This is a genomic window from Bacillus sp. B4EP4a, assembly GCF_006680105.1.
Classification (GTDB): Bacteria; Bacillota; Bacilli; order Bacillales; family DSM-1321; genus Peribacillus; species Peribacillus simplex_E.
The window spans coordinates 72,818-97,459 of record NZ_VHIK01000014.1 but is presented as its reverse complement, the minus strand read 5'-3'; the positions used below and the strand labels follow the sequence as shown (position 1 = coordinate 97,459).

The 24,642-nt window shown below is 42.1% G+C and carries 26 protein-coding genes and 1 pseudogene; 16 read left to right on the top strand and 11 right to left on the bottom strand.

The annotated features are described in order from the left end of the window. Positions 1-8 precede the first annotated feature (8 nt). A complete protein-coding gene (locus tag FNK51_RS07820; RefSeq protein ID WP_353617856.1) occupies positions 9-1,451 on the bottom strand; it encodes a transglycosylase domain-containing protein in 1,443 nt (480 codons plus the stop codon). 261 nt (positions 1,452-1,712) lie between these two features. Here FNK51_RS07820 and kapD point away from each other — a divergent pair, with 261 nt between their 5' ends. After that, a complete protein-coding gene (gene kapD / locus FNK51_RS07815; protein ID WP_098371441.1) occupies positions 1,713-2,336 on the top strand; it encodes a 3'-5' exonuclease KapD in 624 nt (207 codons plus the stop codon). Positions 2,337-2,376: 40 nt separating this feature from the next. Here kapD and kapB read toward each other — a convergent pair whose 3' ends face one another. Beyond that, on the bottom strand, positions 2,377-2,763 hold the full coding sequence (kapB, locus tag FNK51_RS07810) for a kinase-associated lipoprotein KapB (RefSeq protein ID WP_141992968.1): 387 nt from the start codon (positions 2,761-2,763) through the stop codon (positions 2,377-2,379). Between the two features lie 178 nt (positions 2,764-2,941). On the opposite strand from kapB, the gene FNK51_RS07805 reads away from it, so the two are divergent. The 4 genes from FNK51_RS07805 to FNK51_RS07790 all read left to right on the top strand — a co-directional run bounded on the left by FNK51_RS07805 (position 2,942) and on the right by FNK51_RS07790 (position 5,191). Continuing rightward, positions 2,942-3,532, top strand: coding sequence for a peptidylprolyl isomerase (locus FNK51_RS07805; RefSeq protein ID WP_098371439.1), 591 nt, complete (start codon positions 2,942-2,944; stop codon positions 3,530-3,532). 134 nt (positions 3,533-3,666) lie between these two features. Further along, complete coding sequence (locus tag FNK51_RS07800; protein WP_063234074.1) at positions 3,667-3,891, top strand: hypothetical protein; 225 nt, start codon at positions 3,667-3,669, stop codon at positions 3,889-3,891. Between the two features lie 168 nt (positions 3,892-4,059). After that, on the top strand, positions 4,060-4,536 hold the full coding sequence (locus FNK51_RS07795) for a GNAT family N-acetyltransferase (RefSeq protein WP_141992967.1): 477 nt from the start codon (positions 4,060-4,062) through the stop codon (positions 4,534-4,536). A gap of 40 nt (positions 4,537-4,576) precedes the next feature. Next, positions 4,577-5,191: a PH domain-containing protein gene (locus FNK51_RS07790; RefSeq protein ID WP_098371437.1), complete on the top strand. Its 615-nt coding sequence runs from the start codon at positions 4,577-4,579 to the stop codon at positions 5,189-5,191. Positions 5,192-5,231: 40 nt separating this feature from the next. Here the strand turns inward: FNK51_RS07790 and FNK51_RS07785 are convergent. Next, positions 5,232-6,067 (bottom strand): annotated as a pseudogene (locus FNK51_RS07785) (manganese catalase family protein). 141 nt (positions 6,068-6,208) lie between these two features. Between FNK51_RS07785 and FNK51_RS07780 the strand changes: the two are divergent. Further along, positions 6,209-6,964, top strand: coding sequence for a TraR/DksA C4-type zinc finger protein (locus tag FNK51_RS07780; RefSeq protein ID WP_141992966.1), 756 nt, complete (start codon positions 6,209-6,211; stop codon positions 6,962-6,964). Positions 6,965-7,005: 41 nt separating this feature from the next. Here the strand turns inward: FNK51_RS07780 and FNK51_RS07775 are convergent, their stop codons facing one another. Then, complete coding sequence (locus FNK51_RS07775) at positions 7,006-8,190, bottom strand: MalY/PatB family protein (RefSeq protein WP_353617858.1); 1,185 nt, start codon at positions 8,188-8,190, stop codon at positions 7,006-7,008. Between the two features lie 91 nt (positions 8,191-8,281). Between FNK51_RS07775 and FNK51_RS07770 the strand changes: the two genes are divergently transcribed. Continuing rightward, positions 8,282-8,542: a DUF1871 family protein gene (locus FNK51_RS07770; protein WP_098371434.1), complete on the top strand. Its 261-nt coding sequence runs from the start codon at positions 8,282-8,284 to the stop codon at positions 8,540-8,542. Between the two features lie 277 nt (positions 8,543-8,819). Here FNK51_RS07770 and FNK51_RS07765 read toward each other — a convergent pair whose 3' ends face one another. After that, complete coding sequence (locus FNK51_RS07765; protein ID WP_141992964.1) at positions 8,820-9,662, bottom strand: alpha/beta fold hydrolase; 843 nt, start codon at positions 9,660-9,662, stop codon at positions 8,820-8,822. 304 nt (positions 9,663-9,966) lie between these two features. Here FNK51_RS07765 and FNK51_RS07760 point away from each other — a divergent pair, with 304 nt between their 5' ends. Together FNK51_RS07760 and FNK51_RS07755 are read left to right on the top strand one after the other, a co-directional pair. Next, entirely contained in the window at positions 9,967-10,467 is a 501-nt protein-coding gene (locus FNK51_RS07760; RefSeq protein ID WP_098371432.1) for an Lrp/AsnC family transcriptional regulator, read from the top strand. Then, positions 10,464-11,633 (top strand): aminotransferase, encoded by a 1,170-nt coding sequence (locus FNK51_RS07755; protein WP_098371431.1) that lies wholly within the window; start codon positions 10,464-10,466, stop codon positions 11,631-11,633. The genes FNK51_RS07760 and FNK51_RS07755 overlap by 4 nt, the downstream gene beginning before the upstream one ends. Before the next feature lie 160 nt (positions 11,634-11,793). Here FNK51_RS07755 and FNK51_RS07750 read toward each other — a convergent pair whose 3' ends face one another. Together FNK51_RS07750 and FNK51_RS07745 are read right to left on the bottom strand one after the other, a co-directional pair. Continuing rightward, positions 11,794-12,147: a helix-turn-helix domain-containing protein gene (locus FNK51_RS07750; RefSeq protein ID WP_098371430.1), complete on the bottom strand. Its 354-nt coding sequence runs from the start codon at positions 12,145-12,147 to the stop codon at positions 11,794-11,796. Between the two features lie 134 nt (positions 12,148-12,281). Then, positions 12,282-13,625 carry a sodium-dependent transporter gene (locus FNK51_RS07745; protein WP_141992963.1) on the bottom strand — a complete coding sequence of 448 codons (1,344 nt, stop codon included), beginning with the start codon at positions 13,623-13,625 and terminating at the stop codon, positions 12,282-12,284. A gap of 345 nt (positions 13,626-13,970) precedes the next feature. On the opposite strand from FNK51_RS07745, the gene yugI reads away from it, so the two are divergent. After that, positions 13,971-14,375, top strand: a complete 405-nt coding sequence (gene yugI, locus FNK51_RS07740) for a S1 domain-containing post-transcriptional regulator GSP13 (protein ID WP_034310304.1) — start codon at positions 13,971-13,973, stop codon at positions 14,373-14,375. Positions 14,376-14,521: 146 nt separating this feature from the next. Here yugI and FNK51_RS07735 read toward each other — a convergent pair whose 3' ends face one another. Beyond that, positions 14,522-14,755 (bottom strand): DUF378 domain-containing protein, encoded by a 234-nt coding sequence (locus FNK51_RS07735; RefSeq protein WP_063234087.1) that lies wholly within the window; start codon positions 14,753-14,755, stop codon positions 14,522-14,524. 204 nt (positions 14,756-14,959) lie between these two features. On the opposite strand from FNK51_RS07735, the gene FNK51_RS07730 reads away from it, so the two are divergent. The 3 genes from FNK51_RS07730 to FNK51_RS07720 all read left to right on the top strand — a co-directional run bounded on the left by FNK51_RS07730 (position 14,960) and on the right by FNK51_RS07720 (position 18,243). Continuing rightward, positions 14,960-16,123, top strand: coding sequence for an iron-containing alcohol dehydrogenase (locus FNK51_RS07730; RefSeq protein ID WP_098371428.1), 1,164 nt, complete (start codon positions 14,960-14,962; stop codon positions 16,121-16,123). A gap of 147 nt (positions 16,124-16,270) precedes the next feature. Further along, positions 16,271-17,617: a glucose-6-phosphate isomerase gene (locus tag FNK51_RS07725; protein ID WP_098371427.1), complete on the top strand. Its 1,347-nt coding sequence runs from the start codon at positions 16,271-16,273 to the stop codon at positions 17,615-17,617. A 221-nt stretch (positions 17,618-17,838) separates the two neighbouring features. After that, the gene (locus tag FNK51_RS07720) at positions 17,839-18,243 is read left to right on the top strand and encodes a YugN-like family protein (protein WP_098371426.1); all 405 of its coding nucleotides are present in this window, start codon (positions 17,839-17,841) and stop codon (positions 18,241-18,243) included. On the opposite strand, the gene FNK51_RS07715 is transcribed toward FNK51_RS07720, so the two are convergent. Further along, a complete protein-coding gene (locus tag FNK51_RS07715; protein WP_181762216.1) occupies positions 18,240-19,232 on the bottom strand; it encodes a potassium channel family protein in 993 nt (330 codons plus the stop codon). The two genes, FNK51_RS07720 and FNK51_RS07715, sit on opposite strands and share 4 nt — an antisense overlap. Before the next feature lie 244 nt (positions 19,233-19,476). After that, positions 19,477-20,763 (bottom strand): glycoside hydrolase family 18 protein, encoded by a 1,287-nt coding sequence (locus FNK51_RS07710; RefSeq protein ID WP_141992961.1) that lies wholly within the window; start codon positions 20,761-20,763, stop codon positions 19,477-19,479. Between the two features lie 165 nt (positions 20,764-20,928). Between FNK51_RS07710 and FNK51_RS07705 the strand changes: the two genes are divergently transcribed. After that, a complete protein-coding gene (locus FNK51_RS07705) occupies positions 20,929-21,132 on the top strand; it encodes an alpha/beta-type small acid-soluble spore protein (protein ID WP_063234094.1) in 204 nt (67 codons plus the stop codon). A 60-nt stretch (positions 21,133-21,192) separates the two neighbouring features. On the opposite strand, the gene FNK51_RS07700 is transcribed toward FNK51_RS07705, so the two are convergent. After that, entirely contained in the window at positions 21,193-21,936 is a 744-nt protein-coding gene (locus FNK51_RS07700) for a glycerophosphodiester phosphodiesterase (protein WP_181762215.1), read from the bottom strand. 153 nt (positions 21,937-22,089) lie between these two features. On the opposite strand from FNK51_RS07700, the gene FNK51_RS07695 reads away from it, so the two are divergent. Next, positions 22,090-22,917 carry an undecaprenyl-diphosphate phosphatase gene (locus FNK51_RS07695; protein WP_286177032.1) on the top strand — a complete coding sequence of 276 codons (828 nt, stop codon included), beginning with the start codon at positions 22,090-22,092 and terminating at the stop codon, positions 22,915-22,917. 374 nt (positions 22,918-23,291) lie between these two features. After that, complete coding sequence (locus FNK51_RS07690; protein WP_141992959.1) at positions 23,292-24,614, top strand: APC family permease; 1,323 nt, start codon at positions 23,292-23,294, stop codon at positions 24,612-24,614. Positions 24,615-24,642 lie beyond the last annotated feature (28 nt).

Below are 24,642 nucleotides of genomic sequence, written 5' to 3'. Positions count from 1 at the left end.
TATTCGAATCAGCCTATAGCCGAACTTGTATGGTGGTCTTTTTCGCTCAGCTTTTTAAAGTCGAAAGCATCCAGGTACTTGAAACTCGTTTCCACCCCCGTCTTTTCAAAAAGTCTTATGGCGGGTGTGTTATAGGATTGAGCGAAGGCAGTTCTTAGTGTGACCATCCCGTAGCTGTCGCCGCTATAATTCTTTGGGCAATAGCTATTGCTGCAATAGCTTGCTCCGCTAACGAGCTGATTGATGTCAGCATCCGTTTCTTCTAAATAGGGAGCATAATCGAGAAGTGGCTTAATGGCTGACCCTGGCTGCCTATAGCTTTGGTATGCCCGATTGAAAGAATTTTTTTTATAATCCTTTCCCCCAATCAAAGAGACAAGCTCGTGCGTATGATGCTGTATAACCACTAAAGCTCCCTCGATATCATTGACACCGAGTTTTGATTGAACAGCAGTCTTTGACTGTGTTTGCAGTTTAGTATCGAGGGCGGTATGGATGGTTACACCGGAATTCAAAAGCTTTTTTACCCTTTTATCCAGCTCGGCTTCCGCCTGCTTACGTATAGCGACATCGGGACTTTGCAGGGAATTGTCGAGACCCTCGGAGGATGCCACCAGGTTTTTCAATTCCTGATGAACATACGTCACGTAATCGGGATATAAGTCGACCGGGGTGGACAAGTCTAATTTAATCGTACTTTTGATAAGCTTTTCGTACTCGTCCTGTTCTAAATCACCTTCGGCCACCATTTGTTTCAGTAATCTCTCCTGACGCTTTTTCGTCGCATCGAAATGTTTAAGAGGATTATAGTTTTCCGGATTATTGGGGATTGCGGCCAGGAAGGCAAGTTCCGCCTTGGATAACTCTCCAGTAGGTTTACTGAAATAATATTGGGAAGCAGCTTCGATTCCATAAGCTCCATTACTGAAATATATGGCATTCAAATACAGCTCCATGATTTCCGGTTTTGATTTTTTTCTCTCTATCTGATGGGCATAAATGAGTTCACTGAGTTTTCGGTTATACGTCCTATCATGTGAGAGATAAACATTCCTGGCCAGTTGCTGGGTAATGGTACTGCCGCCTTGTTCGATTGTTTTATTTTGTGAATTGATAAGAAGCGCCCTGCTTATGCCGGATATGTAAACGCCTGCATGATCATAAAATTTCTGATCCTCTGTAACGATGAACAGATTTTCCAGGAAAAGGGGGATGTCTTCAAGTTTTAGGTAATTCCGTTTCTCACCAGTGGAAATTTCACTGATGACCTTTCCATTTGCGGCCTTCATGTAACTATTCTGAGCCAGTTTTATCGATTCAATGGGAATTTGCTCGTCGAGTACATGATAGGGAGATTGTGCTGAGGACCACTCCTGATAAGAAAGGAAAATGAAAAGGATCAATATGGGAACTAAGAGGAAAATCGTGATATAACCAAGATACGTGCGCATAGTTCAACTTCCTAACAAATATATTTTTAGTATGTCCTTGGATTGAAGGGATGAAAATGGTACTTTTGGTTCATTCATCCATCATAATCCAAATAAGGTAGACAATAAAGAGTTTTGGGTAAATTAGGTATGACGTCAGATCCGTATCCGAATGGTGTGTTACGATCCTAAGAAAAAAACTTTCTAAATCTTCTGTTATAATGAGAAAAAACCATTTTTTGTTTATATGTTGATGTCAGGAATATGAAGGGGGTCATAAAAATGGAGGAACAACAGCAATATGTATTCATTGATTTTGAATTTACGATGCCGGAAGGAAAAGCCAATCCAGTAGGGTTTTATCCGGAAATCATTGAGGTTGGTTTAGTCACCGTCATTAATGAGACCATTCAGGAACAATTCTCATCTTTTGTTAACCCGATGAAATTTCCAGTTTTGACGGGAAGATGCAAGAAGTTCTTGAACATTGCACAGGATCAGGTGGACCGGGGGATTTCATTTGAAGAGCTGGTCACTTTATTGAAGAAAATAGATGAGCAGCACCCGACGACGATTGTTACCTGGGGAAATATGGACATGAAGGTGCTTCGCCAGAACTGTCAGAAAGCAGGGTTGGATTTCCCTTTTTCAGGGAAACAAATTGATCTTTGCCTGGAGTATAAACGCTTTTTCGGGGATCAAAACCAAACCGGACTTTGGAAAGCTGTACAGGCCTATGGCAAAGAAGGGACAGGCAAGCATCACAGGGCGCTGGATGATGCCATTACGACATATAATATCTTTAAGTTAGTAGAGAAAGATAAAAGTTATATGAAAAATCATGAACCGACGACAATTGGCGATCGCATTGATTTATCAAAGGTATTGAATCATTTAGCGTTATAAAAGCCAAATCATATACTACTGATTTGGCTTTTATCATGCTTTATTTGAAATAATCAGCCGCTAGATCTTCAAGCAAGTGTAAGCTTTTATCATTCCACTCCGTTTGGGCTTCGCTTAAAGTGCTTTTCATTTTCTCAACTGCTTCTCTTAAGGATTCCTTATACTCAGGAATCTCCTCATCAAAGTTCCTTACCATATTCTTTGGTACATTGGTTTGCTCCCGGAATGCAAGAGCACGCCGCTGATGGAACATGGACACTTCCGTTTGCTTCGGGTTATGAAGATCTCCCTGCATGGGATGCTTCAAGACAGCCAACACTTTAACAAGATATGCAGCAGGTCTGATATCGGTGACTTCCCCGATGTATTTTCCAGTTTTATATATGGCGGTAACCTTATCGCCGATCTTAAAATCCTGTTCTGACATTTCCCTACCACCTTTCTTTTAACTTCCTTCATGATACATAAGAACAACGATTTTTCACAGCGAATTCGTTCAATTTCGTAAAGATGCTTTTTTTATGAAAATCGTGTAAAGTGTACAAATGAAGATGAAAAATGGTGTTTCATGCCATTTTATTTTAAAAAGAAAGAGGTTATATACAATGACAAACTTTCCACAATTAACAAGTGAAGTTTTGGAAAATGAAAAAGCGGTCATCATGCAAACGACGATGGGCGATATTAAAATTAAACTATTCCCTGAACTGGCTCCAAAGACAGTGGAGAATTTCTTGACACATGCTGAAAACGGTTATTACGAAGGAATCATCTTCCACCGTGTCATCAAGGATTTCATGCTTCAAGGCGGAGATCCGACAGGGACTGGAATGGGTGGAGAAAGTATCTGGGGAACTCCATTTGAGGACGAGTTCTCCATGCAATTATTCAATTTGCGCGGAGCTCTTTCCATGGCTAATGCAGGCCCGGGAACAAACGGAAGCCAATTCTTCGTCGTACAAGCCCAGCATGTGGACAGCAGGATGGGTGAGCAAATGAAGCAAGCCGGTTATCCGGAGGAAATCATCAGTGCTTATATGGAACAAGGTGGCACACCATGGCTGGATCATAAACACTCTGTTTTTGGACAAGTGGTCGAAGGCATGGACGTTGTTGATACGATTGCTAACGTGGAGACAGTTGCGGGAGACAAGCCAGCAGTGGACGTGGTCATTAAAGGGATCACCATTTTATAAATGAAAGAGAAGCGGGGGGCTTACTGCCTCTCGTTTTTTTAGGTTTTAGTGGATTAGGCCCACTAGTGGATTGTTCTGGTAATTGATATAATGGGATAATGCAGTTTAATTCCCTATCAGGAAGGATGTATCGGATGGACTTTCTCAATCATGCTTTACTGGGTTTGTTTCTTTACTTTCCAGAAGACAAGACTGAATATATCTCGGCTGGTATAACTTGCTTCATTTTTTTAGTGGCAGCCGTTTTTACGATGAGGGCAATTATAAGATATTCAAAGAAGGAAGAAATGAAAACCAAGCAATTCGAAGATGAGGTCACAAAAAGGAACCAACGAATCAAGGATGATACCATTTCTTGATCCCGGAAGATGCCAGCAATCGCGAGCCCCGTTTTTTGATATTGATTATCTGAATATGAGTGGTATTATGTTTTGTTAGAAGGTCGTGAAGAATTAAATGTTCCCTTATCAGCATAAGCATTTTATACTATAAACATAGAGATAGAAATTTTGGGGGCGTAATTGGTTATGCAAATCATAGCGAAAAGAATGATTGCGGCAGATACGGTTAAGGATTTTTTCATTCAGCATTGGGAGACGACTCAAGTCGTTTTTTCAAGAGGCTTGTTTCATTATGCGGAACTTGAGGGTTTTGGGGTGATGGACGAGAATGAAAAAATCACGGGGTTGGGAACATACAAATTATCCGACCATGTTTGTCAGATCATCTCTTTGAATAGTGAGCATGAGAATCAAGGTGTGGGCTCATCGTTGCTTTATGTGATGGAAAATATCGCTAAAGAAAAAAATTGCCATACTATTAAAGCGATTACAACGAACGATAATTTACAGGCATTGAAGTTTTTTCAAAAGCGTGGTTATGTCATTTCGGAAATCGTTAAAAATGCCGTTGAAGAATCACGGAAAATCAAGCCCGAAATACCATTTTACAGTTTTGATGGAATTCCGATCAGAGACGAGATAATACTGGAGAAATACTTATAATAAGGTGAAATTCACCTGGATTTTGATAGGGGGAATAGGGATGTTTAAGAAAATGGCGGCGGATGCCCTTGGTCTTAGTGATATTGGAAGTGTGATTAAGCCTGCCGATTATGACAAGGTGGATGCAGATGACTATATCATGCATGAAGATGGGGAAAAAATTTATTTCCTGATCAAATCAAAAACCGATGAGTATTGTTTTACGAATCAAGCTTTCATACATTTGGACGGCACAAGTGCCATAAGCAAAAAGCGTACACTTACTAGGTATAGCTACAGCCAGCATAATATTTCCAACGCTACGCTTGAAACCGCAGGGACCGTGGATTTGGATGCGGAAATTAAATTTTCGATCGGTGCAAAGACTTTCTCGATTGATGTCCATAAGAAATTCATTGAAGAATTAAAAGACTTATTCAAATCACTCGTGAAAATATCGGAAATTTGCCATGAGAATGAGTATGCCCTTCAATATGCCCAGCAAAGCGTAAACCTTGCTTCTTCCACTTTGAACCAGGTTCGCACTGATGGAAGCCAAATGGCTGCAAGTTTCAAGGAAATTAATTCTGCAGCTTTCGAATGGTTGATGGACAGCCGGAAAAAGTACCATGTTAAAGATTTTGGATTTGTTTTCGAGAAATATATCAATAATTAAAAAAGGAGGCGAACACGGAATGATGTGTCCGCCTTCTTTTTTAATTATTCAAATCACTTAAGCCAGGGTTATGTTCATTAGGCATATCCGGCATTTCAGGGACAGGGAATACTTTTGGCGGATCGGTAACAGCAAGGTTTCCTCCATTTCGGCTCGGTGTCTCCTCTTTGAAAATCTCGCCGATTTGTGTTTGGTCCAACCGGAAATTGAATTGGGCATTATGGTAGCCTAAATCCACATATTTGCGGCATTCAGGATATTTGTTCAAATCATAATTAGGTACAGGGAAGATTTCCCCCAGTCAACCCCAAGAGTCTCTAATGCCTTGGCAAATGCATTTTGGTGGGCATTGTCGCGAACCATTAAAAATGCCAGTGTTTCGCGCATCGATTTATTGGAACTCATTTCATAAATCCTGGACTTTTGCAGGACTCCCGTGGATTCAAGCATGACATTGTTCAAAAGGTTAGCCACAAGATTACCGTGATCATAAACCCATGAACCATTCCATGGATTGCCGCAGCATCGACGGGCAGGGATGCTTTCGCACCGATGATGAAGTGATGGGGGTTTGCGCCGCCTTTGATGACTTCATCCAATGGGGCGCCATCGATAGCGGAATCTCAGGCATATTCCCGCCAGCACCGCAGCTGGTTGATGGTTGATTGGACAAGTTCAATATGGCTAAGTTCCTCCAAGAAAATCACGATACTGTTTAGCTTTGCCGCGGAAGTTGGCGCTTTGGAAAGAATACTGCATCATCGTCCGCATTTCACCGAATTGTCCTCCAAGCGCTTCCTGAAGTACTTTTGCTGCATTCGGATCAGGTTTATCGGGAACGATCATATTGATTAAGTCTTCTTTATAGAAATACAAATGGAGCCCTCCTTAAATTTATATTTCTAAGTTAGCTTCTGTTATCTGAATTAAATTATCCCTAAGGTAAAAAGTACCTTTATGGAATGGCGGGAAGAGAGAAATACTAGAGGGAAGAACGATTTTGAAAGGATGTTGCACATGCTATCCAATCAGCAGATTAAAGAATTTCAACAGCAATTGCAGCAAACGAAGCAAGAGTTGGAAGACCGATTAAATGATTCAGGCAACCACGATTTAAGAAGAAGCTTGGAGGATTCGACAGGTGAGTTATCGAGTTACGATAATCATCCCGGAGATGAAGGAACCGAGTTATATGAACGGGAAAAGGATTTGGCCCTTTCCGAGCATGATCGGGATGAAATAAGGGATATTGAACGAGCGCTTTCCGCCATCGAGGCAGGTGAGTATGGAAAGTGTGTGGTTTGTTCAAAGGAAATACCTCTTGAACGTTTGAATGCCATCCCTACCACTACTTATTGTGTCGAGCATACCCCATCGCAGGAAACTTCGGACAATCGGCCGGTGGAAGAGGAAGTGCTGGGACCCCCATTTGGAAAGTTCGATTATGATGACCGTCACGAATCGGTTGCATACGATGCGGAGGATTCTTGGCAGGATGTTGCCAGTTATGGAACATCTGAATCGCCTTCCGATTTTGTAAATCCGCCAAACGATTACGAAGATATGTATGTCGAGTCCGAAGAAAATATCGGATATGTCGAAAATTATGAAAATTTCGTTGGTGTGGATCTATACGGTAAAGAGATAACGGTTTATCCGAACTCCCAATATGAAGAATTGAAAGAAGAACTTTTTGAAGAAAATATTCAAACCTCGTTTGGGGATTTGCCACGATATGAGCATGATCCTTATGTCGATGAAGAGAAAGTTTGAAAAAGAAGAACCAGGATTCTAAGCCTGGTTCTTCTTTTTATTTATGAAAACGCCAATTTCAAACGTTTAAGCCCTTCCATCAGGACGCTGCGTGAACAACCGAGATTCATTCGGACGAAACCTTCTCCGCCAGGTCCATATTTTGAACCAGGTTCCAATGCGAGCTTCCCTTGATGGATCAGTCGATCCTTGATTTCCTTGTCGGTCAATCCAAGATCACGGCAGTCAATCCATAAAAGGTAAGAGGCTTCCGGATGCATGACATGCAGTGAAGGAATTTCAGCAGCAATGAATTCCTCTGCCACTTTTATATTATCCTCAATGTAGCCAATCATGTCTTCAAGCCATTCCAGGCCCTCTCGATACGCGGCTTCCATTGCTGTTAAGGCAAAGATGTTAAGACCATGGAAGGCCAGTTTCGTTTGCGCCTTTTGCAGTTGCTTCTGCAATTTTTCATTACTGGCAATCAGGAATGAAGCCTGAAGGCCGGCAATATTGAATGTTTTGCTTGGCGCCATCAATGTAACGGTTATGTCCGCCAAATTTTTTGAAAGCGAGCCGATCGGATAATGCCTTGATGTTTTATGGAATAAGTCAGCATGTATCTCATCACTGACGATGACTACATTATATTTTTCACATAACTCCCCGATTCGTAACAGTTCGTCCTTTGTCCAAACGCGTCCGCCAGGGTTATGCGGACTGCAAAAAAGGAATAGTTTCACTCCGCTTTTCAGCTTGTCCTCAAAATCGGTGAAATCAATCTCGAAGCGGTCCTTTTCCGTGATAAGGGGACTATTGACCACTACCCGGTCATTGTTTTTGATCATATCAAAAAATGGGGTATAGACTGGAGATTGTAACAATATTTTATCGCCCGGGTTCGTGAATGCTTGGATTGTTGTACCGATTGCAGAAACGACGCCAGAGCTAAATGAAATCCACTCTTTATCGATTTGCCAGGAGTGCCGGTCTCTAAGCCAGCTTTGAATTTCGGTGAAAACCGTTTCAGAAGGGACCGTATATCCGAAAATTGGATGGTTCAAACGTTCCATCAATGCCTTTTGAATGCCCTCAGGAGATGGGAAGTCCATATCGGCAACCCACATCGGGAGAACATCTTCGCGCCCATACAATGATGTGAGCGAGTTTTTATCCCATTTTGCAGACCCTGAATTTTCCCTGTTTATTTGTTCTTCGAATATTGACTTGTTCAAAATATCCACCACCGAATAAAATTTGTCATTTCGCGAAAAGCCTGTTGTTATGATACTATGAAATCATGTTCTTTGAAAATATTGAGCAGGTGATGATTACATGGATACACAGCAAATGAATTTAGCGTTGGTTGCCGTATTGCAAGAATGGGACCCATTCAAGATAGGATGGGATCTTTATGAGCCGGAAATTGCAGATACGGTCATAGCCATCCGGGATATAGATGACCCAAAGGAACTGGCGGAAAAAATAAAATCCATTTACGAGTTCTCGTTCGATGAATCCGTTCAGATGAAAAAGTGCCTGGAAGTTGCACAAAAGCTGCTCATCATAAAAAATGATGCCAGCTGTTCGATCTAAAGGTGAAAAAGGGTGTACCCAGAAATCAGGGGCACCTTTTTATGTTGTTTTTTTGCTCTATACTCGTAGTTTGTGCAGTATACTCGTGGTTTGTGCAGTATACTCGTGAATTTGCGTGATTTATTCGTGAGCTTCAGTGATTAACTCGTGAGTTTGCGCAATTTACTCGTGAGTTTCGGCGATTTACTCGTGAAATGGGCTTTTACTCGTAAGTTTCGGCGATTTACTCGTGAGTTTGCGCAATTTACTCGTGAGTTTCGCCCATTTACTCGTGAGTTTACGTTGGGGTGGCCACTCCAATAAACCCTTTAATTAATTGATACACTTCTTCCGGTTTCTCCTCTGGAAGTAGGTGCCCGGAATCCTCAAGCACAACAAGCTTGGAATTAGGCAGGTCTTCATGGAGCCTTTGGCCAATATTCAATGGCACCACTCGATCATGCCTTCCCCAAATAAGCAGGCATGGTGTATGAATATCACTAAGGTCCTCCTTCAACAAATCGACTTCCTTATCCCGAAGCATCCTCCCTAATGCCCGGAAAATATCATGCTTCTTTATGAAGGGCCCTAGATATCCCTGCCGCATTTCATCGTCAATCATGGCCGGGTCATGGACGACATTTTTCAAATTCTTTTCGATACCTGATTTTTGTAGATACCTTTTTATCCCGAATGAAAAGAAAGGCAGGTAACTGACCATCTTCATTTTCTCCGAATAGCCAGGCTGATAGCCTGAACCGGCAAGAAGAATGGCATGGTCGACAAGTTCGGGATATGATTTGATGAGCTGCAGGGAAATTTGCCCGCCCATGGAATGGCCGATGGTGCTGAATTTCCTGATGTCTTTTCGCTCTAAGAACATAACGACGGATTTAGCGATGTTCCGGAATGAATATGTATATCGATAATCTTTTCCGCTTTGCCCGAATGGCGGGAGGTCTATGGAAATCACATTGTATTCCTTGATTAAATAGGGCACTAATTTACGGAAACTGAAGCTCGACGACAAAAATCCATGAAGCAGGACAAGGGTGGGGAGGGAATCATCGATTCGGTCATATTCAAAATAGATTTCCATATTACCCACCCGTTCGACGCCTTTGATTGTATGACTTTCCATAAAAGCTCCTCCTCCGTAATTGGTCAATGATAAAAATCCACGTTCCCCTTAATATTCCAAAAAAGGTCCTTTAATACTGTTGCATAACAGTAATTGTAATAATAACGATGAAAAAAGACAATTACTATAACAGGTCACCAACCAATTTTGATATAATAGTGTAAGTTTATCCTGACAGAATAGGACTTATTAAATTATATTGTCATATAGGTTTTTAAAAAAGTCTAATAAGGTAATTCGTGAGACTATCTGCCAGCCAAACCATCACATCTAAATTAGTGAATTCCAAAAGGGGGGTTTTCCAATGCACTTGAATGAAGAGGAATTGGAAGTCTTGAGAATCATTGAAAATAATAGCCGGATTGATATGAAGGATTTGGCTAAAATGACCGATCAATCAGATTCGGACATTGAAATTACATTGAAGAAATTAGAAGATATGCGGGTCATTGTCCGTTATTTAACAGTCATTAACTGGGCTAAAGTGGATGAATACCACGGTGTCACAGCGATGATCGATGTAAAAGTCACTCCAAAACGCGGCGTCGGTTTCGATGAGGTCGCAAAAAGGATTTACAAATTCAAAGAAGTCGAGTCCGTTTATTTAATGTCTGGGGCTTATGATCTTTCGGTCATTGTCGAAGGACGTTCGATGAACGAAGTGGCAAGCTTTGTTTCGGAAAAGCTTTCGACACTGGATTCCGTCATTTCTACGACGACTCACTTCATTATGAAAAAATACAAGCATGATGGCACCATTTTCGAGCAAACTGAAGAAGATAAAAGGATAGTGGTGTCACCATGATTAAAACGAGTTATGTTTCAAAAACGATTGCAGAGCTTAAACCATCAGGCATCCGCCGCTTTTTCGACTTGGCAGCCAATTTGGAAGGGGTCGTCTCCCTTGGTGTGGGTGAACCGGATTTCGTTACATCTTGGGCAGTAAGGGAAGCGGCGATCAACTCCTTGGAGGAAGGGTATACCTCTTATACGGCCAATGCCGGATTATATGAATTAAGGTCGGAAATCAGCGGGTACATGGAGAAGCAGTTCCATGTTTCGTATAGACCGGAGGATCAAATCATTGTCACGGTCGGAGCAAGCCAAGCCCTCGATATTGCCTTGAGGACCATTTTGAATCCGGGTGAAGAAGTCATTGTCGTCGAACCTTGTTTCGTCGCCTATGCACCGCTTGTGACCATGGCTGGGGGAATACCGGTCACGGTCCAAACATCCAGGGAAGATGACTTTAAGTTGACTCCCCAACAACTCGAGGCGGCGATCACGCCTAAAACGAAGGCCGTTTTAATCTGTTCACCGAATAACCCGACGGGAACCCAACTTGGGCAGGAAGAATTAGTGATGCTTGCTGACATCGTTAAAAAGCATGACTTGCTGGTGATTTCCGATGAAATCTATGCAGAACTTGCTTATGATGAGACATTCACTTCTTTTGCTGCCATTGACGGCATGCTTGAGCGGACAATTGTCATCAATGGGTTTTCGAAAGGGTTTGCGATGACTGGATGGCGTCTTGGGTTCGTTTGTGCACCTAAGGAAATTTCCGAGGCGATGCTTAAGCTTCATCAATATGCGATGATGTGTGCACCGACCGTTGCACAGCATGCTGCATTGGAAGCTTTAAAGCACGGAATGCAGGATGTGGAGGAAATGCGTCGCAGTTATCGGCGGAGACGAAATTACATCGTGAAATCATTTAACGAGATAGGCCTGGATTGCCATAATCCTGGCGGGGCTTTTTATGCTTTTCCTTCAATCGAAAAAACGGGGATGACTTCGATGGAATTTGCTGAAAAACTTCTGACGGAAGAACTTGTAGCCGTTGTGCCGGGTGATGTGTTTGGGGAAAGCGGTGAAGGTCATATCCGCTGTTCCTATGCATCCTCCATGGAACAGCTTCAAGAAGCGCTTAGAAGGATGGAACGTTTCATGAAGAATCATTGCAAATAAAAGCAAAAAAATAGGGATCCGGCTGTTCCAAGCAGCCGGATCCCTTTCCATAGGGGGAATTAGAAAAAAGAGTTAATCTAATGGATTAACATAGAAAGTGTTAATCATAGTATATCCAGTACCCTGAAAAAAAATACACATGCTACGACCTTTTTTTGAATTAGGCTTGTGTTTTATATAAAGTATGCATAACATTCAGAATTTGTTCTTCGCTAAAGTCCTTGGCTGTTCTTAGAATGAGCTCCGCTTTTTTTGTTCCGATTTCTTCAATCAGCTTTTTTATGTCCTCGTCGATTCCATCATCGTTCCCAGTTTGGGCATCCTTCAGGAATTCTGAAGCTGGAATGTCAAGAACGGTGGAAAGCCGTAGAATGGTTTGTGTATCTGGAACCGATTCACCCGATTCATACTTTTCAATCTTCTTCGTGCCGATTCGTAATTTCAAAGCCAGTTCCTGTTGAGTGAGGTTGTGTTCTTCTCGGTATTGCCGAATGTTCTTCGCGATATTTGACATAGACAGACACTCCTTAGGAAATATATTTTTTTATGTAATTATTTTACCATATTATTACTTAAGGAAAGAAAATGAATATGTAGGTTTTGTGAAAAAAATGCCGCTTCGAGAAATATCGAAACGGCATGTGAATGTTAAATGAGATTAGTGGACTTAAGGAATACGAGTATGATCATGATCGGCACGATGTAGCGAATCAGGAAATACCAAAGTTTAAAAAGTGATCGGCCGGAATCAGCGCCAGACTCGAACTCCTTTTGTACCTCGATCCTTTTCATTTGATAGCCGATGAAAAGGGATATGAATAAGGCACCGACTGGCAGCGCGATATTGCTTGTCAGATAATCGGCGAAATCGAATATGGATAAATTGAAAATCTTCAGATCCGAAAGCACGCCAAATGATAATGCGCTAGGAATCCCAATCAGGAAAACGGTGATACCAGCTATCCAGGAAGCCTTCTTCCGCTTTGCAGCATCACCCTTGATCATGGCTGCAACGACGATTTCGAGAATGGAGAATGCCGTCGTAAGGGTGGCAAATAATAATAATATGAAGAAAATGAACATGAAGATCCCGCCAAGCGCCATTTCATTGAATACTGCCGGCAACACGACAAAAACCAGTCCAGGCCCGCTTGAAGGGCTGAAACCCAGTGCGAAAACAGCCGGGAAGATGACCAAACCTGCCAGCAAGGAAATGAAGATATTCAGTCCAACTACCGAAAAGGCCGATTTTGTAATATCTTCTTTTTTATTTAAATAGGAAGCGTAGGTTACCATCACGGAAACACCGACACTTAGTGCAAAGAAGGATTGGCCAAGTGCCAATAGGATCGTTTCCCCTGTTAATGCGGAAAAGTCCGGCTTCAAGAAGAATTTAACACCTTCCATCGCTCCATCCAGAGTCAAGGAACGGATAAGAAGAATGATGAAAAGTATGAACAAGGAAGGCATCATATATTTATTAGCCTTTTCAATTCCCTTGGAAACGCCGCCTTGCACGACCCAAATGGTAAAGACCATGAATAATAACTGAGCGATAACCGTTTCATATGGATTACTGATTATCGTATTGAAGAAGTTCCCATATTCTTCTTGCGTCAAGTTTGTGAGAGAACCTGTAAAGCTTCTTGCCAAATATGAGATGATCCAGCCTCCAACAACACTGAAGAAGGAAAGCAGAATGATTGAAGCGACGACACCGCCATATCCAATCAACGCCCAAGGCTTTCCAGGGGCGATATGTTTATATGCGCTAATGGCATCTTTCTGTGCATTGCGGCCAATCGTGAATTCCGCTATTAATATCGGTGCACCGATAAGTATGGTGAATAAAATGAAGAGCAGGAAAAAGACCCCTCCACCATTTGCCCCAGTCATATATGGGAGCTTCCAGATGGCGCCCAATCCAATAGCGGATCCCGCGGCTGCCAGGATGAACCCAAGTTTTGAAGTCCATTGATCTTGTTTTGACATGATGGAAAAACTCCTTTAGATGTAAAGAATATCTAGCTGTATATTACTTTTTTTAAACATTTTCTCATCTTACTATGATTATGGGGAATTGGATAGTGTTCCACTATTGCAATCTTTAGAAAAATAAGCAAATATTTTAAGGGGAATAGAGGTTATTTGCAAATTTTTAGGATAAGTTATACATAAAGAACTTATAATATTTATTATTTCCAAAAAACAAACATTTTTAATGAGTAAAATCCCAAAAAGTATGGTATACTTAACTTTGATTATTTTCCAATTATGTGATATAATTTTTTATTGCGTGAAAAGACGAAAAAATATATATAAAATAGGAGTGTTACCATGTCTGAAAAATTCGAAATTGGTGCGGTAGTTGCTGGTAAAGTAACTGGTATTCAACCATACGGTGCATTTGTTGCTCTAGATGAATCAACTCAAGGTTTAGTTCATATTTCTGAAATTACTCACGGCTTCGTTAAAGATATCAACGAACATTTAAAAGTGGGCGATGAAGTGAAAGTTAAAGTGCTTTCCATCGATTCAGCTGCTGGAAAAATCGGCTTATCGATCCGCGCTACAGAAGAAGCTCCTGAGCGTACTGAAGCTCCGAAAAAAGCTCCGAAAAAACGCCAAGCTTCTGTTAAAGCGACATCTCACATCGAATCTACTGAAGGTTTCAACACATTGAAAGACAAACTTCAAGAGTGGATTGAACAATCTCAACGCGAAGACTTAATCAAAAAATAATTTTGGGAACCGGCAGATCCTTCGATCAGCCGGTTTTTTTTGTCCATTTCATGGCCGGTAGTGGGCACATGAATGAAATAAAGCCGGGTCATGTGTTTATCCATGGTCCGGCTTTATTTTATAAAACATAAACAATGTCGATGACATCAACGAGTCGGTTTAGTTTCAGGCTCTCTGGAAATTTCAGGGCTTGGTTTAAAGAGAAGACCAAGATTAATGAGACCGGCAATTCCAACCAATCCATAAACGATACGAGCTAATCCAGCATCTTGCCCTCCGAAAATCGAAGCGACCAAGTCAAATTGGAAAAAACCTATTAATCCCCAGTTGATTGCCCCTATTATTGTAAGAACAAGTGCAGTTCTTTGTATTCCACTCATTGTACTGCCTCCTTTTTTTTGAAAAAATCAGTTCTTTATTTATCATGCTTTTTCATCATGTAAATATGCATCACTACAAAAGTTCCGGGCGGATATTTTGTATTTAAATGGAACATTGGTCATAATGAATAAAAGAAAAGCTAGCACTTGCACTTTGGACAATTCAAAAACGGAGTCAATATGGCATTAAAGGAGAGATATCCATTGGAGAATTACACTTATAAAAATCCTACTAAAGTCATTTTCGGGAAAGGTCAGCTTGAAAGCTTAAAAACTGAAATTCCTGCGTATGGCGATAAAGTTTTACTTGTATACGGTGGAGGAAGCATAAAGAAAAATGGCTTATATGAAAAAGTGGTCAATACCTTGAAAGTGATCGATGCAGAGGTGCACGAGCTTTCCGGAGTTGAACCGAATCCACGCATCTCGACAGTCCGAAAAGGTGTTGATCTTTGTAAAGAACATGGTATCGACTTTGTCCTTGCTGTTGGGGGAGGAAGCGTCATCGACGCTACAAAGGCCATCGTTGCGGGTGCTAAATATGAGGGGGATCCATGGGATCTTGTCATTAAGAAGGCACCAGTCGAAGAGGCGCTTCCATTCGGAACGGTGCTGACTTTAGCTGCAACCGGCTCTGAGGCGAATTCCGGATCTGTCATAACAAACTGGGAAACGAAAGAGAAATATGGATGGGGAAGTCCATTGGTATTTCCGCAGTTCTCCATTTTGGATCCTGAAAATACTTTTTCAGTACCAAAAGACCAAACGGTATATGGAATGGTCGATATGATGTCACATGTGTTCGAAACGTACTACCATCCGGAAACGCATGCGCCGCTTCAAGACCGTTTTTGTGAATCGTTGTTATCGACGGTGATTGAAACGGCACCTAAACTATTGGAAGACCTGGAGAATTATGAGCACCGGGCTACTATCCTGTATGCCGGAAACCTGGCCTTGAATGGGTCGCTTGGGGTCGGTTACAGCGGTGATTGGGCAACGCATAACATTGAACATGCCGTTTCAGCTGTTTATGACATCCCGCATGCAGGAGGATTGGCCATCTTATTCCCAAATTGGATGAAGCATGTGCTACATGAAAATGTCGCACGCTTTAAACAAGTGGCAGTCCGTGTATTCCATGTAGATCCTGAAGGTAAGACAGATGAGGAAGCGGCCCTTGAAGGCATTGAAAGACTTAGGTCATTTTGGAGCAGCTTAGGGGCGCCGACCAATCTTTCGGATTATGGCATCGATGACTCACAATTGGAAGTCATGGCTGATAAAGCGATGAGCAGAGGGGAATTTGGAAGATTCAAAGTCCTGAACCGTGAAGATGTCCTTGCCATTTTACGGGCTTCATTATAAACGAGTGATATGATCCTTTCTCCCGCTTTGTCAGGTGGGAGATTACTTTATATGCATAATTCCTTAATTACTTGATCGATTTCTTGATTATGAGAATTACATCAGATAAAGTGAAAGGGAAACTAAAGAATTCAAGGAGGAATTTGAATGGCCCATATTCGTTTCGATTATTCAAAAGCCCTGCCGTTTTTCGGGGAGCATGAAATTACCTATTTACAGGATGCTGTAAAAGTGGCACACCATTCCCTGCATGAGCAGACAGGGGCAGGCAATGAATATCTTGGCTGGCTTGATTTACCTGCCAATTATGATAAAGAAGAGTTCTCAAGAATCAAAAAAGCGGCCGCGAAAATAAAAGAAGATTCAGAAGTGCTGCTGGTTATCGGAATCGGTGGATCATATCTGGGAGCACGGGCAGCAGTTGAGATGCTTCAACATAGTTTTTATAACATTTTACCGTCGGATAAAAGAAATGCACCGCAAATTTTATTTGTGGGTAATAATATAAGCTCTACATATATGCAGGACGTAATGGACCTATTGGAAAATAGGGATTTCTCGATCAATGTCATCTCTAAATCCGGTACGACCACGGAGCCTGCACTGGCCTTCAGGATTTTCCGAAAACTGCTGGAACAAAAATACGGCGTTGAAGAAGCTAAGGGCCGCATTTATGCTACCACTGATAAAGAGAAGGGTGCATTAAAAACGGTAGCGACGGAGGAAGGTTTCCAAACTTTCGTCATTCCTGATGATGTTGGCGGACGTTACTCGGTCTTAACGGCTGTAGGGCTGCTTCCGATTGCGGTCAGCGGGGCGGATATCGATCAAATAATGGAGGGAGCCGAGCGCGCTAGGGTGGACTTCAGTTCTTCCGAGTTAGGTGAGAATCAGGCATACCAATATGCGGCGGTTCGGAATATCCTTTACAATAAAGGGAAAACGATTGAAATGCTGATAAACTATGAGCCTGGACTTCAATACTTCTCTGAGTGGTGGAAACAATTATTTGGGGAAAGTGAAGGAAAGGATCAAAAAGGAATATTCCCTTCATCGGCTAACTTCTCGACTGACCTGCATTCATTAGGGCAGTATGTTCAGGAAGGACGGCGTGATCTTTTTGAAACAGTCATCAAAGTGGAAAAGGCACGTCATGAAATCTTGATTGAAGAAGCGGCCAATGACTTGGATGGCCTGAATTACCTATCAGGTGAAACGGTGCAATTCGTGAATAATAAAGCATTTGAGGGTACGCTGTTAGCCCATACGGACGGTGGCGTTCCAAACCTGATCGTAACGGTTCCGCAACTCGATGCTTATACTTTTGGCTACCTTGTATATTTCTTCGAGAAAGCTTGTGCAATGAGCGGATACTTACTGGGTGTAAATCCATTTGATCAGCCTGGAGTGGAAGCCTATAAGGTGAACATGTTTGCTCTTTTAGGAAAGCCGGGTTATGAAAAGAAAAAAGCGGAGCTCGAACAGCGCTTATAATATAAAAGGCATCAAGCGGGAATAACATCCTGCTTGATGCCTTTTTTGTTGAAAGTTAAAGCAGTGCCATCAAGGAAGCGATGAAGAGAGAGAAACTTCACAAAAGCATAAGGGTGGCTTGGAAGCCAAATTCCTTTCGCCAATCGAGGGAACAATAGGCCCGGTTTTTTTAAGGCATTTTGGTTAAGCTAATAGAAAATTAGCGAAAGAGGTTTTATACAATGATTAAAATTTCTTCTCAGTTGGAAGGGAAAACATTCGGTTTGTTCGATCTGGAGACGAAGTTAAAACCGGAAGGATATGTGATAGGCGGGGGATGGGATTATGACCACGGGTCTTTTGATTATAAGATTGATGGCAGTGATGGCTACCAATTCTTGCGAGTCCCTTTCAAGGCTGTTGATGGTTCACTCGATAAGGATGGGGTAATGGTCGAACTATTACAACCGTTTTTGTTATCTCATAAGTACGAGGACGGGATGGATGATGAAGGAAATATCGGAAACCTCTCCGCTTCCTTCAATCAGTTTGCTGAGCCTGAAGATCCGGATGCCGAATTTCCGGAAAACTATATCTCATTAGGAAAAGCGCTTGTCCGTGATTTGGAAAAGCTTTTATTACATTAATCTTCAATGATGAGCAAGGTGTCATCACGATGTATGATTACATCTCCAGGGGGCTTGATCAATGTCTTGCCTCCTGAAATGATGCCGACCAATAAAATGTCTTGATCGAATAGCTTAACGTTCAACTGTTTAAACGTCAATTCATGCCAGTCATCCTGGACGGGCAGCTGCTTGATGTTCAAACCATCCCGCTCTTTTTGCTCTTCGGCTTCCGCAAGGATCCCCTTCGATAAGCAATCCTGCATATATTCACTCGCGAATTTATTCGTTTCCACGATACCGTCCGCCCCTGCCCGTAAAGCATTTTCCTTTTGTTCATGCGTTAATATTTCCACAAGACAATATACATGAGGATTCAGCCCTTTGACGGCCAGCAATGTTAATATCGAGAACATATCCGTTTGCAGCTCGTCTTGCTTAAGGTCAGCCGTGATCAGGACGCGTATGGCTTGTTTTACATTTGCTTTCTGCAAAACGGAATCCAATGTAGCTTTTCCTTGGATAAAGTGGATATTCGTTCTTGGAAGCGGGTGCTTTTGCAGCGTATCATCTATAAGGACAATGGATTGATGATGTTTACGATCATGAATGTTTTGGATGATTCTCTGGGAACGGCCATTCCAGCCCACAATGATAATATGACCGCCGCCGCCGAATACTTTCTTTCCTGTTAGAAATTGCTGCTCATTGGAAATGGAAATCTTTGCAATGTACGCAAAATAAGAGGTAATCAGGCCGGCGCCTGACAAAATGAGGACCATTCCAATAATTTTTCCAAGATTTGTAACGGGAGTGAAATCCCCGTAACCAACCGTTGACATAGTCACGATTGCCCACCAGATGCCATCAAGTAAAGTAGGGAATCTCTTCGGCTCCACAAAGTGTATCAAGACTCCGAATGAAAGTAAAAATAATGCGATGGTGGATAGCAATCTGATGAAACGCGGAAATCTGGGAACGGTGCTGATGAATGAACCGATTCGAATCATGTTTTTCACACCCCTTAAGCTGTTCCTTTTAGTATGTTCAAAAAAGGCTTGGCTCATAAGGTTGCGGACAGACAAACTTTGAATGATGAATATTGGAAAGTTGCCATTCGGTTTCGGGTAAATGATAAAAGCCCTCCGGTGATGTCGGAAGGCTTTTATGGTTGAGTCACGTATCCTGAACTGGACTTCATGCTCGATGATTGATTATATGCCAGTTTGCGTTTCGGTATTCCTTTATCTTTTCTTAGACCCTTCTCCGGACGTTAAAGTTATCACTGATGAGCAGCCAGTTTTGAGGGAAGGCTAAGCCGAGCTTCCAATAACTCATTCCCCTTAGGTTCAGTTCTTTGATTAAATCGAATTTTGCCTGAATGGATCTGGCATCTTCAAACCACACCTCATGGCGCCTATCCTCTATATCGGTATAGTTGAAGTGCGGGGCCTGTGCGGTTTCATCATACTCGATGGCAACATTATTGGCCGCCGCAATCTGGATGGCCTGCTGCGGACTCACGGCCTTGGCAGTGGATCCCTGTACAAAAGGCAGGGTCCAATCATAGCCATATAGATTCTGCCCCATCAGGATCTTGTTTGAGGGAATATCGGTGACAGCATATTCGAGAACTTCCCTAACAGGTCCAATAGGAGACACAGCCATTGCCGGTCCTCCGCTATATCCCCATTCATAAGTCATGATGATAACGAAGTCGACGATTTCACCATGTGCTTTATAGTCATGTGCCTCATACCAACGGCCTTTTTGCTCTGCACTTGTTTTAGGGGCAAGTGCCGTGGAAATGAACCACCCTTCTTTCTTGAATCGTTCCTTGGCTTTTCGGAGAAATTGATTATACGCTTCTTTATCGGCCGGCCTTAAAAACTCAAAGTCAAAGTGAATATCCCGGAATCCATATTTCTTTGCCGTTGTAACGATATTGTTCAGGAACTTATTCTGAACGGAAGTATTTGTTAAAATGATTCGCCCAAGCTCATCGCTGAATTGGTCATTTTCCTGATTCGTGATGACCATCATCAGGACATTTTTATTTTCTCTGGCGATGGCAGGGAATTCATTGAGCAAAGGCTCTTTTAAGGAGCCGTCACGAAGCGCCTGGAAGCTGAATGGGGCTAAATAGGTTAAATAGGGCCCGGCTTCCCTGGCGGCCGTTTCAAGGGCCGGTGCAACCGATGTACCCCGCGGCTCGACATAACCGTTGAATTCGGCGGTCCTTTTCTTTCGTGCCGGAATATAGAGCCGGTATCCAACGGATAGGTTTTGATTTTCGGAAATGCCATTTATTTTTGCCAATTCTTGAACAGGGACATCAACTTTTTGAGATATCGAATATAAACTATCACCCTGTTGAACGAAATAATAACTGCCGACGATTGGAATGACAAGGGCCTGCCCCGAAACAAGATTATTTGGGTTAGGGATCTTATTTGATTCGACGAGCCTGTCAACGGTTACGCTGTATGTCTGGGCGATGCCATATAACGTCTGGCCTGGCCTAACCACATGTATTTGCAATTCTTTTCCCTCCTACTGAAAGTTTCCTAACAGTTTATGAGCATAAAAAGAAATTCATGATAAAGAGCTTAGGTTTGAGAGACCGTAATCAAAAAAAATTCAATAAATTGGCAATAATAATTTAAGCTTAAAATGCTAATTAATATTAGTAGGAGGTGAAAACACATGGCAAACAACAATAACAGCAATCAACTAGTAGTAGCTGGTGCAGAACAAGCCCTTCAACAAATGAAGAATGAAATCGCTAGTGAATTTGGTGTAAACCTAGGTGCTGACACTACTTCTCGCGCTAACGGATCAGTTGGTGGGGAAATCACAAAACGTTTGGTTCAAATGGCTGAACAACAATTAGGCGGATATGCTCGTTAATTAACTGAATAAAAATGGATTAGAAAGAGAAGGAGCATCGCTCCTTCTCTTTCGCATTGTTCAGCTAGTTGCCTGCCAAGCCTTTAAAATCTTGATTGCCTTTTCAGGGAAATCGGTCATGATGACGTCGACTCCCAACTCTGCCAGCTTGACGATGTCGGCTTCATCATTGGCGACCCAAGGCCGGATTTTATATCCAAGTTTTTTCGCTGTTTCATTAACTGCTGGAGTCAGGCTGTTTTTATCTGGATGGAAACCCGATTCTTTTTTATCACGTAAGATTTCTTCGAAGTTTTCAGGAAGCCCCTCGAACAATAATGCACGTTCAAGTTCTGGAGCAAGCTTCTTCACTTTTTCAATCGATTGATGGTTGAAGGAAGAGAGGATCACCCGCTTTTCCATTTGATATTGATGAATTAAATCAATGATCTTCTGTTCAATTCCTTCGTAAGCGAGTTTATCCGTCTTGATTTCGATGTTCATCAATAAAGCATTTCCCTTAGCCCAGTCGAAAACGTCCATTAAAAAAGGAATCCGCTCCCCAAGGAATTCACTGGAAAATTTGCTCCCGGCATCAGCCGTTTTCAGCCTTTGTGCTGAATGCTCTTTTACATAACCAGTAAGGGTGGTCGTTCGATCAAGTGTTTCGTCATGGATGATGACCAATTCCCCATCAGAACTGAGATGGACATCGAACTCGATCCCTTCAGCCCCAATTTCTGCCGCCTTTTGAAATGCAGCCATGGTATTTTCAGGATGCGTTCCCTTGGACCCCCTATGGGCAAAAATAAGTATGTTTTGCAAAATCATCACATCCCCTTTAAACTTTATCTTGAACCCTATCATACATGTATCAATGAATTGTTTCAGCAATGTTTAATAGACAATATTTTAAACAACGAGTAAAATACATATGGTATTTCCATAAATAGGTGTTCGAAATATGAGGTGAATAAAATGAATATGTGGGAAATTTTTGTTGCAGTTATCCTTGGTCTTGTAGAAGGATTAACTGAATTTGCTCCTGTATCGTCTACAGGGCATATGATCATCGTCGATGATTTATGGTTGAAATCGACCGAGATCTTCGGGAGTGAAGTAGCCAATGCCTTTAAGGTGGTCATCCAGCTTGGTTCGATACTCGCCGTCGTCGTGCTCTTCTGGGGACGGTTCATGGACTTGCTTGGGTTAAGGAGGTTGAAAGATACAGGTGCTGTGAAGGGACCAAAGCTTAACCTATTGCAGATATTCATCGGATTGCTGCCGGCTGGCGTTTTAGGTCTATTATTCGAAGATTACATTGATGAACATTTATTTACGATGAAGACGGTCATCGTCGGATTGTTCCTTGGCGCGTTATTGATGATTGCTGCGGATAAATTCCGTCCAAAACTGACTGCAGAAACGGTTGACCAAATCACTTATAAACAAGCTTTCGGTGTAGGGTTAATTCAATGTTTGTCACTGTGGCCGGGATTCTCGCGTTCAGGTTCAACCATTTCCGGAGGAGTGCTTTTAGGAATGAGCTATCGCGCTGCTTCCGATTTCACGTTCATCATGGCAGTGCCGATCATGGCTGGTGCCAGTCTCTTGAAAATCGTGAAATACTGGGAGTTCTTCACGCCTGAAGTTCTGCCATTCTTTATTGCAGGTTTCATCAGTGCATTTATCTTTGCGTTATTCTGTATCCGCTTTTTCTTGATTTTAATCAATAAAGTTAAATTGACTCCTTTTGCCATTTACCGGATCGTCTTGGCGGTTGTGCTTCTATTCATTATTTGGTAATACGAAATGAAGCGTGAAATAGGAGAGGAGCCACCCTGTTGATTCGGGGTGGCTTTTTTTGTGGCCGAAAAAAAGCTGGAATCCCAGAAAATTCATTACGAATGATAATTGAGTTTTATGGTTTTTAATTCGTTATTATCGAGTTAATTATCAATAAATCCTTTTGTAATAAAAAAATATTCGGTTTTTGATGCAGTTTCAGACATAATTAGTAAAAAAAATATAAATGAAATAAAGCTCCCTGAGCGTAGTGATACCAACGTGTTTGAATATTTTTTGTAATATTCAAATGATTGCATAAACTATTCTCATATAATTTATATGATATAATTTTAGTATAAATAAAGTACATGTGTACACCTGGGGAGGACAACATGGGAAATGACCAATTGAAGAAAACGGTTGGCTTTTGGGTTGGAACATCAATTGTAGTTGGTACAGTTATCGGTTCTGGTATTTTCATGAGACCTGGTGACGTGCTTGAGTTAAGCGGTAATTCAACCATGGCCTTATTAGCTTGGCTGATTGGCGGCCTGATTACCCTTGCAAGCGGGTTGACGATTGCGGAAGTGAGTACACGTATCCCTAAAACGGGAGGCTTATATGTCTATATGGAAGAAGTGTACGGAAAAGCGTGGGGATTCCTATGCGGCTGGGTTCAGACATTGGTATATGGACCTGCAGTCATGGGCGCACTCAGTTTATACTTCGGGTTATTAGTTGCAGGAATATTTAAGATCGCTTCAGGCTACTCTTTGGCGATAGGGATTCTTACGATTATCTTCATAGCAGGCATGAATTTGCTGGGGACAAAATACGGCGGTATCATCCAAACCTTATCGACCGTTGCTAAATTAATCCCCATCATCTTCATAGCGGTGTTCGGTATCGCACAAGGTGATATGCCTGTATTCAATATCGATAGTGAAAGTTCAATGAAAATCAGTATGGCCGGTGCGATTTTGGCTACGCTCTGGGCGTATGATGGCTGGATGAATGTCGGCTTCATGGCTGGGGAAATGAAAAACCCGCAGAAAACGCTGCCGCGGGCAATCATAACGGGATTAGTCGTGGTCATGGTCGCTTACTTGGCTGTGAACCTTGCCATGCTACATGTATTGGGGGCGGAGGGAGTCATAGCTCATGGTACGAATGCAGCGAATGTTGCGGCAACGCTTTTATTCGGTGAATTGGGCGGGAAATTGATATCAATCGGAATTGCGATTTCAATCTTCGGTTGCTTGAACGGAAAGCTTTTGACCTTTCCGCGCATTACCTTGGCGATGGCGACTGATAAAATGATGCCAGGCCATAAACAAATCGGAAAAATATCGCCCAAGTTCAAAACGCCTATAAATGCGACGATATTACAAGTGATCATTGCAATCATCATGATGGTTGCAACAGACCCTGACAAACTTACCAATATGGCCGTATTCTCTGTCTTCTGCTTTTATGGATTAGCCTTCTTTGCGGTCTTCATCTTACGCAGAAAAGATCCGGATGCAAAAACTTATAAAGTGCCGTTTTACCCATTCATCCCCATCGTGGCGATTGCTGGTGCAATATATATTGTTTTAAGCACATTAATCCAAACACCTTTAAATGCCCTGTACTCGGTGATCATCCTCATTATAGGAATGCCTGTGTACTGGCTGCTTAAAAAAAGTGAGCGGAATGATAAACGGTCATATTAATGAAAAACCCTTCACTGCATGCAGTGGA

What these genes read in the sequence shown, in the direction of transcription:
- FNK51_RS07820 (WP_353617856.1), bottom strand. Translation starts at nt 1,451, where the DNA reads ATGCGCACGTATCTTGGTTATATCACGATTTTCCTCTTAGTTCCCATA.
- kapD (WP_098371441.1), top strand. Translation starts at nt 1,713, where the DNA reads ATGGAGGAACAACAGCAATATGTATTCATTGATTTTGAATTTACGATG.
- kapB (WP_141992968.1), bottom strand. Translation starts at nt 2,763, where the DNA reads ATGTCAGAACAGGATTTTAAGATCGGCGATAAGGTTACCGCCATATAT.
- FNK51_RS07805 (WP_098371439.1), top strand. Translation starts at nt 2,942, where the DNA reads ATGACAAACTTTCCACAATTAACAAGTGAAGTTTTGGAAAATGAAAAA.
- FNK51_RS07800 (WP_063234074.1), top strand. Translation starts at nt 3,667, where the DNA reads ATGGACTTTCTCAATCATGCTTTACTGGGTTTGTTTCTTTACTTTCCA.
- FNK51_RS07795 (WP_141992967.1), top strand. Translation starts at nt 4,060, where the DNA reads ATGCAAATCATAGCGAAAAGAATGATTGCGGCAGATACGGTTAAGGAT.
- FNK51_RS07790 (WP_098371437.1), top strand. Translation starts at nt 4,577, where the DNA reads ATGTTTAAGAAAATGGCGGCGGATGCCCTTGGTCTTAGTGATATTGGA.
- FNK51_RS07780 (WP_141992966.1), top strand. Translation starts at nt 6,209, where the DNA reads ATGCTATCCAATCAGCAGATTAAAGAATTTCAACAGCAATTGCAGCAA.
- FNK51_RS07770 (WP_098371434.1), top strand. Translation starts at nt 8,282, where the DNA reads ATGGATACACAGCAAATGAATTTAGCGTTGGTTGCCGTATTGCAAGAA.
- FNK51_RS07765 (WP_141992964.1), bottom strand. Translation starts at nt 9,662, where the DNA reads ATGGAAAGTCATACAATCAAAGGCGTCGAACGGGTGGGTAATATGGAA.
- FNK51_RS07760 (WP_098371432.1), top strand. Translation starts at nt 9,967, where the DNA reads ATGCACTTGAATGAAGAGGAATTGGAAGTCTTGAGAATCATTGAAAAT.
- FNK51_RS07755 (WP_098371431.1), top strand. Translation starts at nt 10,464, where the DNA reads ATGATTAAAACGAGTTATGTTTCAAAAACGATTGCAGAGCTTAAACCA.
- FNK51_RS07750 (WP_098371430.1), bottom strand. Translation starts at nt 12,147, where the DNA reads ATGTCAAATATCGCGAAGAACATTCGGCAATACCGAGAAGAACACAAC.
- FNK51_RS07745 (WP_141992963.1), bottom strand. Translation starts at nt 13,625, where the DNA reads ATGTCAAAACAAGATCAATGGACTTCAAAACTTGGGTTCATCCTGGCA.
- yugI (WP_034310304.1), top strand. Translation starts at nt 13,971, where the DNA reads ATGTCTGAAAAATTCGAAATTGGTGCGGTAGTTGCTGGTAAAGTAACT.
- FNK51_RS07735 (WP_063234087.1), bottom strand. Translation starts at nt 14,755, where the DNA reads ATGAGTGGAATACAAAGAACTGCACTTGTTCTTACAATAATAGGGGCA.
- FNK51_RS07725 (WP_098371427.1), top strand. Translation starts at nt 16,271, where the DNA reads ATGGCCCATATTCGTTTCGATTATTCAAAAGCCCTGCCGTTTTTCGGG.
- FNK51_RS07720 (WP_098371426.1), top strand. Translation starts at nt 17,839, where the DNA reads ATGATTAAAATTTCTTCTCAGTTGGAAGGGAAAACATTCGGTTTGTTC.
- FNK51_RS07715 (WP_181762216.1), bottom strand. Translation starts at nt 19,232, where the DNA reads ATGATTCGAATCGGTTCATTCATCAGCACCGTTCCCAGATTTCCGCGT.
- FNK51_RS07705 (WP_063234094.1), top strand. Translation starts at nt 20,929, where the DNA reads ATGGCAAACAACAATAACAGCAATCAACTAGTAGTAGCTGGTGCAGAA.
- FNK51_RS07695 (WP_286177032.1), top strand. Translation starts at nt 22,090, where the DNA reads ATGAATATGTGGGAAATTTTTGTTGCAGTTATCCTTGGTCTTGTAGAA.
- FNK51_RS07690 (WP_141992959.1), top strand. Translation starts at nt 23,292, where the DNA reads ATGGGAAATGACCAATTGAAGAAAACGGTTGGCTTTTGGGTTGGAACA.